The 16,546-nt window shown below is 67.7% G+C and carries 14 protein-coding genes; 6 read left to right on the plus strand and 8 right to left on the minus strand.

Features of this window, described 5'->3' with window-relative positions; translation table 11 throughout:
• Positions 1-95 precede the first annotated feature (95 nt).
• Positions 96-1,265, plus strand: coding sequence for a glycoside hydrolase family 76 protein (locus ACLJOO_RS25690; RefSeq protein ID WP_410789918.1), 1,170 nt, complete (start codon positions 96-98; stop codon positions 1,263-1,265).
• 69 nt (positions 1,266-1,334) lie between these two features.
• Here the strand turns inward: ACLJOO_RS25690 and ACLJOO_RS25695 are convergent, their stop codons facing one another.
• From ACLJOO_RS25695 to ACLJOO_RS25710, 4 genes are all read right to left on the minus strand, one after another.
• Positions 1,335-2,180: a peptidylprolyl isomerase gene (locus ACLJOO_RS25695; RefSeq protein ID WP_410789919.1), complete on the minus strand. Its 846-nt coding sequence runs from the start codon at positions 2,178-2,180 to the stop codon at positions 1,335-1,337.
• A 113-nt stretch (positions 2,181-2,293) separates the two neighbouring features.
• Complete coding sequence (locus ACLJOO_RS25700) at positions 2,294-2,671, minus strand: VOC family protein (protein WP_410789920.1); 378 nt, start codon at positions 2,669-2,671, stop codon at positions 2,294-2,296.
• Positions 2,671-4,431: an acetyl/propionyl/methylcrotonyl-CoA carboxylase subunit alpha gene (locus ACLJOO_RS25705; RefSeq protein WP_410789963.1), complete on the minus strand. Its 1,761-nt coding sequence runs from the start codon at positions 4,429-4,431 to the stop codon at positions 2,671-2,673. Before ACLJOO_RS25705 ends, ACLJOO_RS25700 begins: the two co-directional genes overlap by 1 nt.
• Positions 4,432-4,523: 92 nt before the next feature.
• The gene (locus ACLJOO_RS25710) at positions 4,524-4,973 is read right to left on the minus strand and encodes an Lrp/AsnC family transcriptional regulator (protein WP_410789921.1); all 450 of its coding nucleotides are present in this window, start codon (positions 4,971-4,973) and stop codon (positions 4,524-4,526) included.
• 28 nt (positions 4,974-5,001) lie between these two features.
• Between ACLJOO_RS25710 and ACLJOO_RS25715 the strand changes: the two genes are divergently transcribed.
• Positions 5,002-5,709 carry an SMP-30/gluconolactonase/LRE family protein gene (locus tag ACLJOO_RS25715; protein ID WP_410789922.1) on the plus strand — a complete coding sequence of 236 codons (708 nt, stop codon included), beginning with the start codon at positions 5,002-5,004 and terminating at the stop codon, positions 5,707-5,709.
• Here ACLJOO_RS25715 and ACLJOO_RS25720 read toward each other — a convergent pair.
• Complete coding sequence (locus ACLJOO_RS25720) at positions 5,700-7,091, minus strand: three-helix bundle dimerization domain-containing protein (protein WP_410789923.1); 1,392 nt, start codon at positions 7,089-7,091, stop codon at positions 5,700-5,702. The two genes, ACLJOO_RS25715 and ACLJOO_RS25720, sit on opposite strands and share 10 nt — an antisense overlap.
• A gap of 109 nt (positions 7,092-7,200) precedes the next feature.
• On the opposite strand from ACLJOO_RS25720, the gene ACLJOO_RS25725 reads away from it, so the two are divergent.
• The gene (locus tag ACLJOO_RS25725; protein ID WP_410789924.1) at positions 7,201-8,130 is read left to right on the plus strand and encodes an SMP-30/gluconolactonase/LRE family protein; all 930 of its coding nucleotides are present in this window, start codon (positions 7,201-7,203) and stop codon (positions 8,128-8,130) included.
• An 88-nt stretch (positions 8,131-8,218) separates the two neighbouring features.
• Positions 8,219-9,001 (plus strand): aminoglycoside 6-adenylyltransferase, encoded by a 783-nt coding sequence (locus tag ACLJOO_RS25730; protein ID WP_410789925.1) that lies wholly within the window; start codon positions 8,219-8,221, stop codon positions 8,999-9,001.
• Between the two features lie 78 nt (positions 9,002-9,079).
• Here ACLJOO_RS25730 and ACLJOO_RS25735 read toward each other — a convergent pair whose 3' ends face one another.
• Positions 9,080-10,516 (minus strand): Nramp family divalent metal transporter, encoded by a 1,437-nt coding sequence (locus ACLJOO_RS25735; RefSeq protein WP_410789926.1) that lies wholly within the window; start codon positions 10,514-10,516, stop codon positions 9,080-9,082.
• 93 nt (positions 10,517-10,609) lie between these two features.
• Between ACLJOO_RS25735 and ACLJOO_RS25740 the strand changes: the two genes are divergently transcribed.
• The gene (locus tag ACLJOO_RS25740) at positions 10,610-13,633 is read left to right on the plus strand and encodes a helix-turn-helix transcriptional regulator (protein WP_410789927.1); all 3,024 of its coding nucleotides are present in this window, start codon (positions 10,610-10,612) and stop codon (positions 13,631-13,633) included.
• Here ACLJOO_RS25740 and ACLJOO_RS25745 read toward each other — a convergent pair.
• Entirely contained in the window at positions 13,620-14,060 is a 441-nt protein-coding gene (locus ACLJOO_RS25745) for a YdeI/OmpD-associated family protein (protein ID WP_410789928.1), read from the minus strand. The two genes, ACLJOO_RS25740 and ACLJOO_RS25745, sit on opposite strands and share 14 nt — an antisense overlap.
• Positions 14,061-14,092: 32 nt before the next feature.
• Here ACLJOO_RS25745 and ACLJOO_RS25750 point away from each other — a divergent pair, with 32 nt between their 5' ends.
• Positions 14,093-14,425 (plus strand): hypothetical protein, encoded by a 333-nt coding sequence (locus tag ACLJOO_RS25750; RefSeq protein WP_410789929.1) that lies wholly within the window; start codon positions 14,093-14,095, stop codon positions 14,423-14,425.
• A gap of 64 nt (positions 14,426-14,489) precedes the next feature.
• Here ACLJOO_RS25750 and ACLJOO_RS25755 read toward each other — a convergent pair whose 3' ends face one another.
• Positions 14,490-16,502 (minus strand): DUF222 domain-containing protein, encoded by a 2,013-nt coding sequence (locus ACLJOO_RS25755; protein ID WP_410789930.1) that lies wholly within the window; start codon positions 16,500-16,502, stop codon positions 14,490-14,492.
• Between the last annotated feature and the right edge of the window lie 44 nt (positions 16,503-16,546).

A 16,546-nucleotide genomic window follows, 5' to 3' on the forward strand; every position in this document is an offset into this window, starting at 1 on the left:
TCCAGAAGGCCTGTTCGCTGAGGCATTGACGGGGTGTCCTTGCGCCGGTTAGAACGTGACATCGCTGTCAACCACCGCCCAGGAGGAGCAGGTCGATGCGCAGAAAGATTGGTATATCAACCCGGCTGGCCGCCGGAGTGCTCGCGGTCGCGGTCCTCGGCTCGCTGAACATGACCACGGCCAGTGCCGGCGAGGCGGCGGGCACCGACCCGACCGCTGCCGCTCGGGCGCGTGCGTCGTACGACGCGATCAACAAGTACTTCGACGCCGGCAAGGGGTTGCTGCTGGAGGAGTACCCGAACACCCAGAGCAACCCGTACTCGTACGTCTGGCCGTACTCGCAGGCGGCGATCGCGGCGGAGAACCTGGCCGGCGTACCCGGTGCGGGCCGGAAGGGCTCGGCGGAGGCCGATCGGCGGCTTGCGGCGTACGAGTTCTACTGGAACTCCGGTACGACGCCGACCGGGCACGACTCGTACGTGCGGCCGCCGAACGGGCAGGGCGGCGACAAGTTCTACGACGACAACGAGTGGATCGGGCTGAACCTGATCCAGCGGTTCAAGCGGACTGGTGACCGTGCTGCACTCGCTCGCGCGAAGGAGATCTTCGCACTCGTCGTCCACGGCTGGGACACGGATCCGTCGCACCCGTGCGCCGGCGGCGTGTACTGGACCCAGGCGCCGTGGAGCCAGGACCGGAACACGGTGTCGAACGGCCCGGGTGCCGAGCTCGGGGCGCACCTGTACCTGTTGACGCGGGACAAGTCGTACCTGACGTGGGCCCAGCGGATGTACCAGTGGGCGCAGGACTGCATGCTCGCGCCGAACGGGCTGTACTGGGACCACATCGACCTGGCCGGCAACATCGAGAAGACGCAGTGGAGCTACAACCAGGGCGTGATGCTCGGCGCCGGCGTGTTGTTGTTCAAGGCAACGGGTAACGTCAAGTACCTGCGGGACGCGAAGTCGGTCGCCAACGCCTCGCTGGCGTTCTACAACACGCCTGAGATCCTGGCGAAGAACGGTGCGGCGTTCAACTCGATCTGGTTCAAGAACCTGTTGATCCTGGACTCGGTCGTCCCGGACCCCCGCTACCGCAAGGCGATGCAGGCCTACGCCGATTACAACTGGAACACCACCCGCGACCCCGCAACAAACCTCTACAAGTTCCGCGAGGGCTCGGTAGAACTGCTCCAGCAATCCGGCATAACCCAAATCCACGCCCTACTGGCCTGGCCCCGCTCGCAGTACCACCTCCTCGCCTGACGACGAGGAACTAGCAAATAGCCGCGCCGCCCGTCCCCGGCAGGGGGCGGGCCGCGCGGTTGTTCTGTCTCAGGCTGCTGCTGTTGCTGACTTGATGTCGACGGGCGTGATGGGTGTCCCGTCCTGGGGGCCGTTCTGCGGTGTGACGCCGGCCTCCGCGACCTTGTCGATCAGCTTCACGCTCGGCTCGTCGATCGTCCCGAACGCCGTGTACTGCGGGGTCAGCCCGGAGGCGTCGCCGTACACGATGAAGAACTGGCTGCCGTTCGTGTTCGCGCCGGAGTTCGCCATCGCGAGGATGCCGCGGCCGTACTTCAGCGTCGGGTACACCTCGTCCGCGAAGCTGTAGCCCGGCCCGCCGGAGCCGGTCCCGCTCGGGTCGCCGCACTGCAGCACCTGGAGGCCCTCACCGACCGTCAGCCGGTGACACTTGGTGTTGTCGAAGTACTTCTGGCCGACCAGGCTGAGGAAGTTCTTCACCGTGCAGGGCGCGAGCGCGCTGTCTAGGGTGAGCTGCAGGTCGCCGATGGACGTGTTCAGGCTGACCTTCGACGTACCCGACGCCTTGGTCTTCCCGTCGGCCGGCGGATCGACCTTCTTCGCGGCCGGCTCGGTGGACTTCTTGTACGTGCAGTTCACCTCGGACGCGAGCGGCGTCGCCCGCTTCGGGGCCGGTGCCATCGCGGTCGGGATGCTGGCCGGCTTGTTCTCCGCCGGCACCGGCGACGCGGCCGGCTTGTCGTCGCCGCCCACCCCGAACACCACGAAGACCCCCACGAGCACCACGACCACCGCCGCGATCGCGGTCACGGTGATCCCCAGATTCCGCCGCTGTCGCCGCCGCTCCACCTCCCGCTCAGCCTGCCGCTTCGCCTTCCGCGCCGCCAGCTGCTGCTGATGGGTCTTCTTGGACATGCAGTAACCCTCCTCACCGAGACACCTGCAGGGAACCTACAGCGAAAACCTGAGAACTGTCTGTCAATCCACCCGAATCGTGAGGTCACCGGGGGGTGTCACCACATCCGCGGTTAGGGGTGGTCGGCGCCCCAGATGAGGCAGAATTCGTTGCCTTCGGGGTCTCTTAGGCATTGCCAGAGGGGGCCGTCGTAGATGTCGTCGGCTCGGGTGGCGCCGAGGGACAGGGCTCGGGCTATGGAGCGGTCCTTGGTTTCCGGGGGGACGTACAGGTCCAAGTGGACGCGGTTCTTGCGGACCTGCTTGCCTTCGGGGACCTGGGCGAAGTCCAGGCGGACCCGGCCGCCGTGGAGTTCGGTGACGCCGTGCTGATCGGGGCGGAGCTCGCCGCCGATCAGCGCCTGCCAGAACCGCCCCAGCGCATCCGGATCCGCACAGTCGATCGCAACCGCGTCGATCACCGGCACCGGCAGGTACTCCTCGTCCTGCATTAGTCCTTGATTTCGCAGATGGCGGCGCCGGCTGAGACTGTGGCGCCTACTTCTGCGCTGAGGCCGGTGACGGTGCCGGATTTGTGGGCGTTCAGGGGCTGTTCCATCTTCATCGCCTCGAGGACCACGATCAGGTCGCCCTCGGCGACCGTCGCGCCTTCCTCGACGGCGATCTTGACGATCGTGCCCTGCATCGGCGACGTCAGCGAATCGCCGGAGGCGGCCGAGTTCTTCGTACCGCCCGCCCGCCGCGACGGCTTCTTCTTCGAAGACCCGCCGGCCGCAGGCACGGCGCCGATCGCACCGAGCCCGGCGGGCAGAACGACCTCGAGCCGCTTGCCTCCGACCTCGACCGTGACCTTCTCCCGCTCGGCGTCGACAGGCGCCTCGGCCGTCGGACCGTCGTACGGCGTGAGCTGGTTGTCGTACTCGGTCTCGATCCACCGCGTGTGGACCTTGAACCCGTCCGTCCCGACGAACGCCGGGTCGGAAACGACCGCGGCGTGGAACGGAATGACCGTCGGCATGCCCTCAACGACGAACTCACGCAGCGCCCGTCGCGACCGCTCCAACGCCTGCTGACGGTCCCGCCCGGTGACGATCAGCTTCGCGACCAGCGAGTCGAACGCGCCCGGCACCGTCTCGCCCTGGTCGTACCCGCCGTCCAGGCGAATGCCCGGACCCGACGGCGCGTGCCAGCGCGTCAACGTCCCCGGCGCCGGCAGGAACCCGCGCCCGCCGTCCTCGGCGTTGATCCGGAACTCGATCGAGTGCCCTGACACCACGGGGTCGTCGTACCCGAGTTCCTCGCCCTGAGCGATCCGGAACATCTCCCGCACCAGGTCCAGCCCGGTGACCTCTTCCGACACCGGGTGTTCGACCTGCAGCCGGGTGTTCACCTCGAGGAACGAGATCAGCCCGTCCTGCCCGACCAGGAACTCGCACGTGCCGGCGCCGACGTACCCGGCCTCGCGGAGGATCTTCTTCGACGACGAGTACAGCAGCTCCAGCTGCTCCGGCGACAGGAACGGAGCCGGCGCCTCCTCGACGAGCTTCTGGTACCGGCGCTGCAGCGAGCAGTCCCGCGTCGACACCACGACAACGTTGCCGTGGGCATCGGCCAGGCACTGGGTCTCGACGTGCCGCGGCTTGTCCAGGTACCGCTCGACGAAGCACTCACCGCGGCCGAAGGCGCTGACCGCCTCACGCGTTGCCGACTCGAACAGCTCCGGTACTTCCTCCAGCGTCCGCGCGACCTTCATCCCGCGCCCGCCACCGCCGTACGCCGCCTTGATCGCGATCGGCAGCCCGTACTCCGCCGCGAAGGCAACGACCTCGTCGGCGTTGGCAACCGGGTCCGGAGTGCCAGGGACCTGCGGCGCGCCGACCTTCTCCGCGATGTGCCGCGCCTTGACCTTGTCGCCCAGCGAGTCGATCGCCGACGGCGGCGGACCGATCCAGATCAGCCCGGCGTCGATCACCGCCTGGGCGAACGCAGCGTTCTCGGCCAGGAACCCATAGCCCGGATGTACGGCGTTCGCGCCCGAGCGGGCCGCGACGTCCAGGATCTTCGCGATGTTCAGGTAGGAGTCGGCCGGTGTCGACCCGTCCAGCGCGTAGGCCTCGTCGGCGAGCCGCACGAACAGCGCGTCCCGGTCCTGGTCGGCGTACACGGCGACGCTGCTCAGCCCCGCGTCGGCGGCGGCGCGGACGATCCGGACGGCGATCTCGCCCCGGTTCGCGACCAGCACCTTGGTGATCTGCAAGCTGTCGGACACAGCGACTCCCTTCGGCTGGCCCGAGTCTAGGGTGAAGCAGCCGTCCTGCGGGCAGGGTGTTGCTCACACCACGATCACAGCACGGCGGGTCGTCCCTCGAAGAAGGTCTCCAGGACCACCACTGTCTGAGTGCTGGTCACGCCGTCCACCTGATGGAGCGCGCGCAGCGTCGCCTGCAGGTCCTCGGTGGTCGCCGTGCGGACCTTCACCAGGACCGACGCCGGCCCGGCGATGATGTGCGCCTCCTCGACCGCGGGGATCTTCCGCAACGCCTTCAGCGTCGGCTCGTCGCCCATCCAGGCGCCCGACTCGAGCAGGACGAACGCCAGTACGCCGAGTCCGACCGCGGCCGGGTCGACGTCGACCGTCGTACGCCGGATCACGCCGGCCGCCTTCAGTTTCCGGACCCGTTCGTGGGCGGATCCGGCCGAGAGCCCGACCGCCTGCCCGAGCGCGGCGTACGACTGTCCGGCGTCCTCCTGCAACGCGGCCAGCAAGCCGCGATCCACATCATCTACTGTCATATCGGTCACAAACCAAATCTCGTTCTGTTTGAGTTGTCAGCGACAGGATAGCGTTCGTCAGCCGTCCGGCTACGTCAACGGCAACACCATCGACCGCACCGGCCGCCTGATCAGTTGCTCGCAGGGCGATCGCCAGGTGATCAGGACGGAGTACGACGGAACTCGCACCGTCCTCGCGTCACACCTCGACGGGCGGCGGCTGAACAGCCCGAACGACGTGGTCGAACGCAGCGACGGGTCGATCTGGTTCACCGACCCGCCGTACGGGATCACCTCGAGCTACGAGGGACACGCCGCCGAGCAGGAGATCGACGGCTGCCACGTCTACCGGATCGCCCCGGACGGCGCGGTGACCGTCGTCGCGGACGACTTCATCCGCCCGAACGGCCTGGCTTTCTCGCGCGACGAGAGCCAGTTGTACGTCGCCGACACCCCGGGCAAGCACATCCGCCGGTTCGACGTGGACGGCGAGAAGCTGACCGGGGGTGAGGTGTTCGCGCCGTGCGAGGGCGGGATGTTCGACGGCATCCGGCTGGACAGCACCGGCCGGGTCTGGGCGGCGACGCACGAAGGCGTGCACTGCTTCGACCCGGACGGCACGCTGATCGGCAAGCTGCTGCTGCCGGACGTGGTGTCCAACCTGACGTTCGGCGGCCCGAAGGGCAACCGCCTGTTCATCACCGCGACCACTTCGGTGTGGTCATGGCTGTCGAACGTGCAAGGGGCTCAGCGGTAGGACTTGGACACCGCGTCCAGCAGTCGCTCGAGGGCGCCGTACGTCGGGGTGTCCGCGACGTCGATGACGTCCTTCGCGACCGGGACGTCGTACTGGTTGACCACATTCGCGAACTGCGACTTGTCCGCGGTCCGGAACCCGTGCCGGGCCGCGAGCCGCTGCAACTCGGCGTCCGTGGAGAGCAGCTCACCGAGCTTCTCCCCGTTGCCGTTCAGCGAAATCAGCGTGTGCTTGGACTGAACGGTCGGCGACGGGTACATCAGCACCATGCCGGGCTTGAGCTTGCGCTGTACGGCGGCGTCCACGAACTGCGCCTCGTAGATGTTCACCATCGGCGACTTGCCCATGCCGAGCGACAGGTAGTCGTCGAACGGGCCCTCGCTGGAGTTGTCGGTGTAGCCCTGGTTCACGAACAGCGGCGCGACCAGCGGCAGCACCTTCTGCTCGTCCGCGGCGCTCTCCACCACACTGTTGTGGTTGGCAACATAACTGACGATCGACAGGAACATCGCCGCCGAGTTCGAGGTGCGCGGGTCGGTGGTGGTGATCAGGATCCGCTTGTTCACCGGGTACGTCGTGTTGCCGCGGATGTTGGTCCAGCGCCAGTTCGCCTTCGCGAGGTCGACGTACTTGCGGATGTCGAGGTACCAGATGCCGTTGACCTGCTTGGCGATCCCGGTTGCGGACAGCAGGTCGACGATCGGCTGGTACGTCGCGATCGCCATCGGCGACGAGAAAACGCTGTACTTTTTTCCGCTGACCGCCGGGCGGCCCGCGGCCGGCTGCAGGATCCGTTCCGCCGCGGTGGTGCTGGACGGGAACGCGAAGTCGTATTTGCCCAGGTCGACCGAGGTGGCGATCTCGCGCGACCCCGCGGTGTCGACCTTCACCTCGAGACCGTGCTTGGCGAGCGCGGCCTTCACGTCGGGATCCTCGAAGAACGCGCGCTTCTCCGAGCCGATCACACCGCCGACGGTGGTCAACCCGGTCTGCGCCTGAACGTCGTCGCCGTTACGTACGACGAGCACGGTCGCGACCGTCGCGACCACCAGCACGCCCGCAACCGCGGCCGGCAGGGCGACGGGGATTCGCCGGCGTGCTGTTCCGGCGGTGGCGATCGAAGGAACCGAGGGTGGTCTGGACCATTTGTCGTGCCCGTCGGGCTGCTCTTCGACCTCCGGTTTCGGGGCGAGTTCTGCGCGGACCATGCGTTCGATCAGGACTGGTACGTAGTCGCGGACCGGGTCGCCGGCGAAGGACTCGCGGGCGGTGCGGATCGCGGTCTCGATGTCTTCGGGAGTATGGATGTCGGCGAAGCTGTCGTTGAGTCGGCGAGTGAGGTTCTCGATCGCCTTGTCTTCGCGAACGGTGTCGAGCGTCAAAGGATGTCTCCACATCACGGTGTCTGACACGGCGCTGTACCTCTGTGCCCCCGTTGCGGCGCCACGCATATCCTTCCGTTCGAGAGGTCCACAATCAGGAGGAGTCGTGATGACGGGAATTCTCGAACCGTTGGCAGGGACCGCACCGGCCGTCTGGGAGAAGCTGGACGACCGGTTCACCGGGATTCGCGGTGACAGCCGCCTCGAACGGTTGTGGACCGGCGGCCGCTGGGTCGAGGGCCCGGTGTACTCCGCCGCGGGCCGGTACCTGCTCTGGAGCGACATCCCGAACGACCGCATCCTGCGCTGGGACGAGACGTCGTACCAGGTCTCCGTCTTCCGGCACCCGGCCGGCAACACCAACGGCCACACCCGCGACACCGAGGGCCGGCTGGTGAGCTGCGAGCACGGCAACCGGCGCGTGACGCGGACCGAGCACCACGGCGGCATCACCGTCCTCGCCCACGAGTACGACGGGAAGCGGCTGAACTCCCCGAACGACGTGGTGGTGAAGCGGGACGGATCGGTCTGGTTCACGGATCCGGCGTACGGGATCGACAGCGACTACGAGGGGTACAAGGGCGAGATCGAGACCGGCGGCTGTCATGTGTACCGGGTCGCGCCGGACGGCGGGCTGACCCGCGTCGCCGACGACTTCAACCGGCCGAACGGGCTCGCGTTCTCACTCGACGAGTCGTTGCTCTACATCACCGATTCGGAGGAGGCGACGATCCGCGTCTTCACCGTCGACGGTGACAAGCTGAGCGGCGGCGAACTGTTCGCCGAGTGCGGCAACGGCATCTTCGACGGCATCCGCCTCGACACCCAGGGCCGCGTCTGGGCGTCCGCCGCCGACGGCGTCCACGTCTACCACCCCGACGGCACGCTGCTCGGCAAACTCCTGGTCCCCGAAACCGTCAGCAACCTCACCTGGGGCGGCCCGAAACGCAACCGCCTGTTCCTCACCGCGACCACCTCCGTCTACTCCCTCTTCACCACCGCCAACGGCGCCCCGGAGGCCTACGGACCACGTGCCTGATCAGGAGTCCGCGGTCTGCTCTAAATCCGTTCGCCTCGATGTAGGTCGGTGGGTGATGATGGCCTGCTGACCTGATGGAGGAGGAACTGTGGAACTGGTCGGCGTGCCGGAGCATCTTCGGGTGCTTGCGGAGAGTGTGGTGGCGGAGGCGAACAAGGATCCGCGGGTTCTCGCGGTGGTCGTCGGTGGATCGGTTGCCTCGGGCACCAGTGATGAGTATTCGGATCTGGATCTCGTGCTGGTGTGTACGCCGGAAGGGCAGCCGGAGTGCCTGGCGGAGGCGAAGGAGTTCGCGGGGCGGGTCGGGTCGCTGCTTTCGAGCTTTACCGGTGAGCACGTCGGTGAGCCGCGGTTGCTGATCGCGTTGTTCGGGCCGCCACTTGTGCATGTCGACCTGAAGTTCGTGACGCCCGACGGGCTGCGAGAGCGGGTCGAGGACGGTCTCGTGTTGTGGCAGCGGGACGACACCGTCGACCGCGTGCGTGCCGAGTCCACGGCGCAGTGGCCGCAGCCGGATGCGCAGTGGATCGAGGATCGGATCTGGGTCTGGGTGCACTACGTCGCGGTGAAGATCGCCCGGGGCGAGTTGTTCGAGGCGATCGAAGCGCTCGGCGCGATTCGCGGGGTCGCGATCGCGCCGTTGGCCGGGATCGGGCGGACCACGCGGCCGGCCGGCGTACGGCGGCTGGAAACGCTCGCACCGGAACTCGTGCCGGCGCTGCGAGAGACCGTCGCGACCGCCGACCGCGCCGACTGTCTACGAGCGTTGAAGGCGTCCGTCGACGTCTACCACACGGTCCGGGCGCGCAGCGGCGTCCAGGTCGTACGGCGTACCGCCGCCGAGGAAGCCGCCGTCGACTTCCTCGGCTGACCCTCCAGGCAGGCAGAACCCCGTCGTGAGCGGCTCAGATCGCCCTTCTGACGGGGTTCTGCATGCATGGCCGTCCGTCTACAGCTTCTTTGCCTGGTCGATGATGGTGAAGACGGCCAGGAAACCGAAGGCCAGGAACGAGAACCAGAGGACGGCCGAACGCCAGGTGGTGATGCGGATGGCGCGCGGGAGAGCCCTCGAGTTCATCCACCAGAGCAGGCCGGAGTAGACGAACATCATGGTGCCGGCGGTGCAGGCGGAGATCACCAGGAGCACCAGCGGCTGGGTGACACCGGCCAGCAGGACGATGATGCCGAAGGCAACCAGTCCCCAGACCAGCCAGAAGTACAGCTTGGACTCGGAGACCTGCGACTCGCGCAGGTACCGGGCCTTGACCATGTCGGCCGCCAGGCGGGACGTGTAGTCGACGATGCCGGCCGCCGCGGCGAACAGCGAGAAGGCGCCGATCGCCCAGAACAGGTAGCCGAACCAGCCGCCGACCAGGGTCTGCAGCGTCGTACCCTCGATCTTCAGGAAGCCGATGTTGTTCTTCACGGCGCTGTCGCCGAACAACGTCGCGTGCGCGAGCATCGAGGTGAAGATGATCGTCACCACGGTGATCGCCACGAAGGTCGCGGCCTGCTCGATGTTCGCGAACTTCCACCAGCGCTTCCAGCGGGCCAGGTTCTCGTCGTTCGGCGGGAACGTGTACCCGTTGGCGGTCGGGTCGGCCTCGGTCTCACCGGTCACCGGTGACGTCAGCCGCGGCACATGCACGCCCATCCCGAAACCCTTGTCCCGGATCCAGTTGCTCTGCACGAGGTTCTGGCCGCCGCCTGCCCCGGCGTACGCGATCGCGCCCATCACCAGCGCGAACCCGAGCTGCTCGGCCGGGAACTGCGGGTGCGTGACCGCGTCGCCGAGCGCGCCGTACGTCTTCCCGCGGATCGCGAACACGAGTGCGAGGATCACGAGCAGCGCGACAGCGGCGATCTTCACCGCGATCAGTCGTTCGAGCATCACGTAGACGACCGGCGCGAGGGTCAGGATCGCGCCGATCAGCACCAGCATGCCGATCGCGATCCAGCGCGGATCGCCGGCGCCGAAGAGGTACGTGAGCATGCTCGCCGAGCTCGTGGCCCAGCCCGGCCAGAGGTTCGCGAAGTACGTCATGATCGCGAAGAACAGGCCCCAGTGCTTCCCGTACCGGTTGAAGCCGGTCAACGCTGTCTCACCAGTTGCCAGCGTGTACCGCTCGATCTCCATGTTCAGGAACCACTGGACCAACACGCCGACGACGGCGCCCCAGAGGAACACCAGGCCGATCTGGCTGGAGATGTAGGGCCAGAGGATGAACTCTCCCGAGGCCAGCCCCACCCCGGCGCCGACCATGCCGGGGCCGATGATCTTCCAGGTCTTGGTGGGCGGCTCGGGAAGGTCGCGAACCTGCGGTGCGGGCAGGTTCTTGGTCGGTAGCGCGAATCGTCCGTGGTCAGTCGACGTGGTGTCTGCCATCAGGCTCCTCACTTCTTCGACCCCCCTTTCGGGAGGGTAGCGAATACTGTCGACAACGGCGACCCCACACAGCCGAATGGCAGACTGGCGGCTATGGGTGGGGTGACAGTCCTGATCGCGTCGTACGCCGGTGCCGCCAGCGCACCCGCCTACGCGCGCCTGGCCGGCCTGGCCGCCGAGCTACCCGGGGAGCAGCTGGTACGCCGGGACGCCGGATGGCCCGTCCTGGTGTACGACGATGCGGCCGACGCGACCTCCGCAGCGCGATCGCTCCGGGACGCAGCATCCCAGGTGCCTGCTGGTGAGCTGCTCCGAATCGCCTTGCACACCGCACCGACTACCGCACCCGCGGTCCGCCACGCCGAACACCTGCTGGCCTTGGCGAACCCCGGCCAAACGTTGCTCACCGCAACTACTGCCGCGGGTCTGCGGGACGCCGATCGTGGCTCCCCGGACATCGTCGACCTCGGCGTGCACAGGCTGCGGGATCTCGGTACGCCGGAGCGGGTCTTCGAGCTGACCTCCACCGCCGAGCCGCTGCAGTCCTTGGACAGGGTGCCGAACAACCTTCCGGTGATGTTCACCAGCTTCGTCGGCCGGGAGACCCAGGTCGCAGCGCTCCGTACTCAACTCTCCGGCAGCCGCCTCGTCACCCTCACCGGACCGGGCGGTAGCGGCAAGACGCGCCTGGCCGCGCAGACCGCGGCGCAACTGGCCGAACGCTGGCCGGACGGAGTCTGGTGGGTCGACCTCTCTGCTGTTACCGACAGTGTGCAGATCCCTGAGACGGTCGCCGCCGCGATCGGTCTGCTCATCGAGCCCGGCGACCGCCTGCTGATCGGCCAACTGCGCACCAAGCAGGCACTCATCTGCCTCGACAACTGCGAGCAGATCATCGAGGGTGTCGCCGAGTTCGTCGTCGCCCTCCAGACCGGCTGCCCGGAGGTCTCTGTTCTGGCGACGAGCCGGGAGCCGTTGGACGTGCCCGGCGAGGCGATCTGGCGCGTACCTGCACTTGCTCCGGATGAGGCGCGGGCGTTGTTCCTTGAGCGTGCGGGCGGTCTTGCGTACCCCGAGTCGGACCAGGCGATCCGCTCGATCTGCGTGCGTTTGGACGGCATTCCGTTGGCTCTGGAGCTGGCGGCCGCCTGGGTCCGCACGCTGACGCCGGAGCAGATCTTGGCAGGTCTGAGCGATCGGTTCGGTCTGCTGACGAAGAACGTTCGCGGTGTCGCGGCCCGCCAGCGCACTCTCGCCGCATCCATCGACTGGAGCTACGACCTGCTCGACGAGGACGAGCGTCAGGTCTTCCGCCGGCTGGCGGTCTTCGCGGGTGGGTTCACCCTCGACGCCGCATCGGCCGTCTGCGGCGCCGTACTGGAGGTTCTCGCACGGCTTGTCGACAAATCGCTCGTCGTCGCCGAGGGTGGACGGTACCGGCTGCTGGAGACGATCCGCGAGTACGCCGGAACACGCTTGACGGCGGACGACGACGTACGGGATCGGCATCTCGGCCATTTCCTCGAGGTCGCCGAGGCCGCGGAACCCTTGCTGGACAAGGATCGCGACGCTTGGCGCGCGCTCATCGAACCGGATCGCGAGAACTACCGCGTTGCCCTGGAAAACGGACTTTCCGCGGACGATCCGGAACGCGGCCGACGGCTCGCCGCGGCGCTGCGGTGGCTGTGGAACCTGCAGGCGACCGGCAACGAGGGCATCGGCTACCTGCGCCGCGCGATCGATCGCGCGCCGGACGACCGAACGTTGCTCCAGGCGCGTTTGCTCTACGGGTACGCGACCGTCGCCGACACGGTCGACCCGTTCGGGTACGACGCGGCAGGCCGCGGGCTCGAACTCGCGACCGAACTGGATGACGACCGGCTGCGTTCGCTGTTCCTCGCGCTGGTTGCTGTCGGCGAGTTCTTCACCGACTTCCAGAAAGCGTGGGATCTGACGGCGGAGGGTGCACGGCTCGCTGACGGCATCGGCGACGAATCGGCCCGGAACGCGAACGTCGCCCTGCAGTGCGTACTGCTCTCGCTGTGGGATCGCCATGACGACCTCCGCCCGCTGCTCGATCGCGCCGCCGACGGTCTGATCACCAGCGGCGAACGCGGAATCGCCTCGACCGTGCTGACCGTCTGGTCCGAGAGCCTCGTCTCCACGGGCGAACCGTTGAAGGCGGTCGAGATCGCCGAACGCGCCCTCGCCGCCGCCGAACCGCTCGCCGACTTCCACCGCGTCGGCACCGCACGCGGACAGCTGGCGTCGGTGCTGGCCAGAACGGGCCGACTCGACGAAGCGCGTGAGTTGATGCGGCCGCTGCTCGAGCTGGCCGACACGGCGGGCGCCGTCGTACCGAATCTCGGTCAGGTGATGGCGCTGATCTCGTTCTGGAGCGGCGAGTACGACGCAGCGGTCGAATGGCTCGCCCGCGACACCGCGCCGGACAGCCCGCTCGCCGGGACGTTCGCCCCCGCGATGTTGCTGCCCACGGTCGCTGCTGCGAAGCGTGCCGGCGGACAGGACGCGACCGAGCTGCTTGAACGTGCCGCCGCGCTGGCGCGCCGGTACAACCTCCCGCGGATCCTGGCTGACGCCCTCGACCAACTCGGCCGGATCGCGATCACCGACCACCCGGACAAGGCCGCCGACCTCCTGCACCAGGCGCTCACGATCCGCGTCGACCACGGGCTGCGCACGTACGTCATCGACAGCCTGGAATCCCTTGCTCTGTTGGCAATCCACACGAATCGTCCCGCGGACGCGAGCCGTCTCGGTGGGGCCGCAACCGCCGCCCGTAAAGAGCTCGGCCTGGCAACACCGCCCGACCTCCCGCCACTCAAAACCTCGAATGAGCCGCCGCTCGGGTTGGACGAGGCCGTCGCGTACGCCCGCCGTGCCCGCGGCGTCCGCGGCCGCCCATCATCCGGCTGGGCCAGCCTCACACCAACCGAGGAACAGGTCGTCGCCCTCGCCGTCGAAGGCCTCAGCAACCCAGAGATCGGCGAGCGCCTGTTCATGAGCCGCGGCACGGTAAAGACCCACCTAGCCCACGTCTACGCGAAACTCGGCGTCTCCAACCGCACCGAACTGGCCTCCCTCAAGAAGCCCTAACCATCTCCAAAGCCTTAGCAATCCGCCGAGCCCGCGTCTCCGGCTTCTTCGCGTCGTTGATCGCGTTCACGTGCTCACGCCGATGGCTGTAACTCAACCCGTCGAACGCCTCCCGCAACCCAGCCTCCGCCAAGGCCGCCGCGAAATCCTCCGGCACCTCCACAACCCGGTCACCGGTATCCCGCTCAACGGTCACAGTCACAGAGTCGCCGTCCCCCTTCCCCAACTCGCTGCGAATGCTCTTCAACACCCCCAACGCCATACACCCGCCCATCGACGCGATCGACCCCCGATACCCCACCCCGTCAAACGAAGCCACCACCGGAATCCGCCCACCTCCCCCCAACCCAGCAATCACGTCTTCAGGCACCTCCACCCAGGCACCCCCACCCTCATTAACCACGATCCTGCCCTCGAACGTCGCCATACCCCCACGGTACAAACATGAGGAGCTGACAGATGACTACTCCGGATCCTGAGAGCGTCCTCGGAGACCATTGGATCATCGACACCAACTTGCGGCCGCTGTGCGAGTCAGTGGCGGAGTTTGTGGGATATGCGTTCGACGACTCGGACTGGCAGGCCATCGACACTGCTCTGCCGACGACAGATGTCGAGCAGTCCGCCTGGTATGACTACCCGCTGCTGGGACAGGTATCGGTGACGTTGCTCGTCGCAGCCGACCCAGGGTCGTCCGTGGTCTTTGTCAGGTTCGTTGGAGTGTCCGACGATCGTACGAAGGCCCAGATCGAAGCGGCGCTGCACATCTTCGCGAGGTGGGAGTTGGTTTGACATTCGCTTCGGCTGCCGAGCCGGATCGCAACTCAGCTTGGGCACGGCGGGGGCTCAACGGGACTCACGGGTCGACTCGGTGGGTGCCGTTGGGGTCGACGTGGAAGGTGAACCCGTGGGGTGTCCTCCACTCGAGTGTCCTGTCGTCGATCCGGCGCACACTCCAACCACGCGCGTGGGTTTTCACCCGGTGCCCGAAGCGACCGAGAGGCGCGAGATTCGTCGTACTCGTCTGCCCGGTAGGCCCGTGCGGGTCGTACGGCTGGATGTGGTCGAGGTCGATGGTGTTGGTGGTTTCGCGGGTCCCGTACGGGAACAGTTCGGCGGGGTGGGTGAGTTTGACGCGCTCGCGGATCCGGGTGGGAATCTCGTAGGCGTCGACGCTGACGGCGTCGTTGAGGTCGATGACCGGCTTGACGGTGCAGGGACCGTAGCCGATGAGCTCGGCGAGCTGAACCGCGAGCAGCGGTCCGATGGTCTCGGCACGCAGCACACCGGTGCCGGTGGCGAGCGTGTGGTCAGTGAGGTGCACAACCACCTCGGTCTGCCCCGGACGCACGTGACCCGGACGCACTCCTCCCGGGCCCGCCTGTCCTGCCCGCGCCTGACCCGGACGCACCTGTCCCTTGGTTCCGTTGACCCGGTCTGCCTGCCGAGCCGGCATCGAGCCGCCCACACCCATTGGACCGCCGGGAGTTCCTGAACCGCCCAGCTCTCCGGGACTGATCGCAGGCAGTGGGATGCCCTGGCCGCCGACACGGGCTGTGGTGTCTTGCCCGATCGCGGGGGCTGGGCTGTCTGGGCCGGCGGGGTGGGTGAGGTAGCTCGGGTTGGCGTAGGCGTCGTTCTTGATCTGCGCGAGCCGGGCGCGCAGTGCCCGCAACGCAGCAGCATCCATCGCCGAACCCTCGCCGGGTTCGCTGCACGGTTGCGCGTCCGTGTTCTCGGCCTGGGCCTGGGCCGGTGTTCGCCGGTCGAACGGGTCGGTCGGCGGGTCGGGGTCGTACGGCGCGGCGGCTTCCAGCCACGGATCGTCCGGTGGACCCACCGGCTCCACCAACTCGCCTGGCATCGCTGGGTTGTCCGGCGCTGTCACGTCGCCTTGCACCACCACACCACCCGGCGCGGCCGCGTCGTCTTGCAGCACCGCGTCGTTCCGCGCCGCTAGGTCGTCCTGGCCCGCCAGGTCGTTCGACTTCGCTGGGTTGTCGGGGGTTGTGGGGGTGCGGGGTTCGCGGTTGGTGTCTGGCTGGGGTTCGGTGGGGCTGCTCGCTACGTCGCCCGGCGGGTTTGGGTGGGGTTGGGTGCGGGCTTGGGTGAGGAGTTCTTGGGTGAAGCGGGGGTCGGCGAGGATGTCGATGGCTTCGGCGCGGCGGTGCTGGACTGGGCGGGTGTCGCCGAGGGTTTTGAGGGCTTCGGCGATGTCGGTGATGGTGGTGTTGCAGCGGTTGACGGCTGCGGCGGGGGCTTTGATGTAGATCGTCTTGTTGCCGTGCCCGTCGCCGCGGCCGACATACACACCGCGTTCGTCGGCGGCTTCGGCGGCCTCTTGGGTGGCGCGGGCGGGGTCGGCGTGTTTGCGGGCGGCGCTGGCGATCTTTTCCAGCCGGTGCGGGGAGATGGTGTCGATGATCGCGGCGACCTTCCGGTCGACGTACTCCGCGGCCGCATGGTCGAGCTTGGTGCACGCCCGCACGATTTGGCGGGCCTTCCAGGGGGTGGCTTGGCCGGCCTGGATGCGGGTCCAGGTGCGGGGGAAGCGGTGGCGGAGGGCGAGGGCGTCGGCGAGCAGGTCGCGGCCGACGCCGGGTGAGACGCCGAGCACGACGGCGAATTCGGCGATCGCGAACTCGGCGATCTCCGGGCAGCCCTCGCCGCCCAGGATCACGGCGCGTTCGCGGCCGTCGGAGGCGCGGCGGGTCGGGCGGGTTCCGCACACGGAGGGGTGGAAGCGGTCGGCGTAGATCTGGGCGCATTCCAGTAGCCGCGCGTCGGCCCTGCTGGCGATGGCACGGCATTCCGCGGCGCCTTCCAGCAGGTCGCGGGTCGGGAGCGACTCCAGATCTTCCTCGAACATGTGTTCGATTCTATGTGAGGAAGAGTGCGTACTGCAAGTTGACG

It is taken from the genome of Kribbella sp. C-35 (assembly GCF_046549195.1).
In the GTDB taxonomy this organism is placed as follows: Bacteria; Actinomycetota; Actinomycetes; order Propionibacteriales; family Kribbellaceae; genus Kribbella.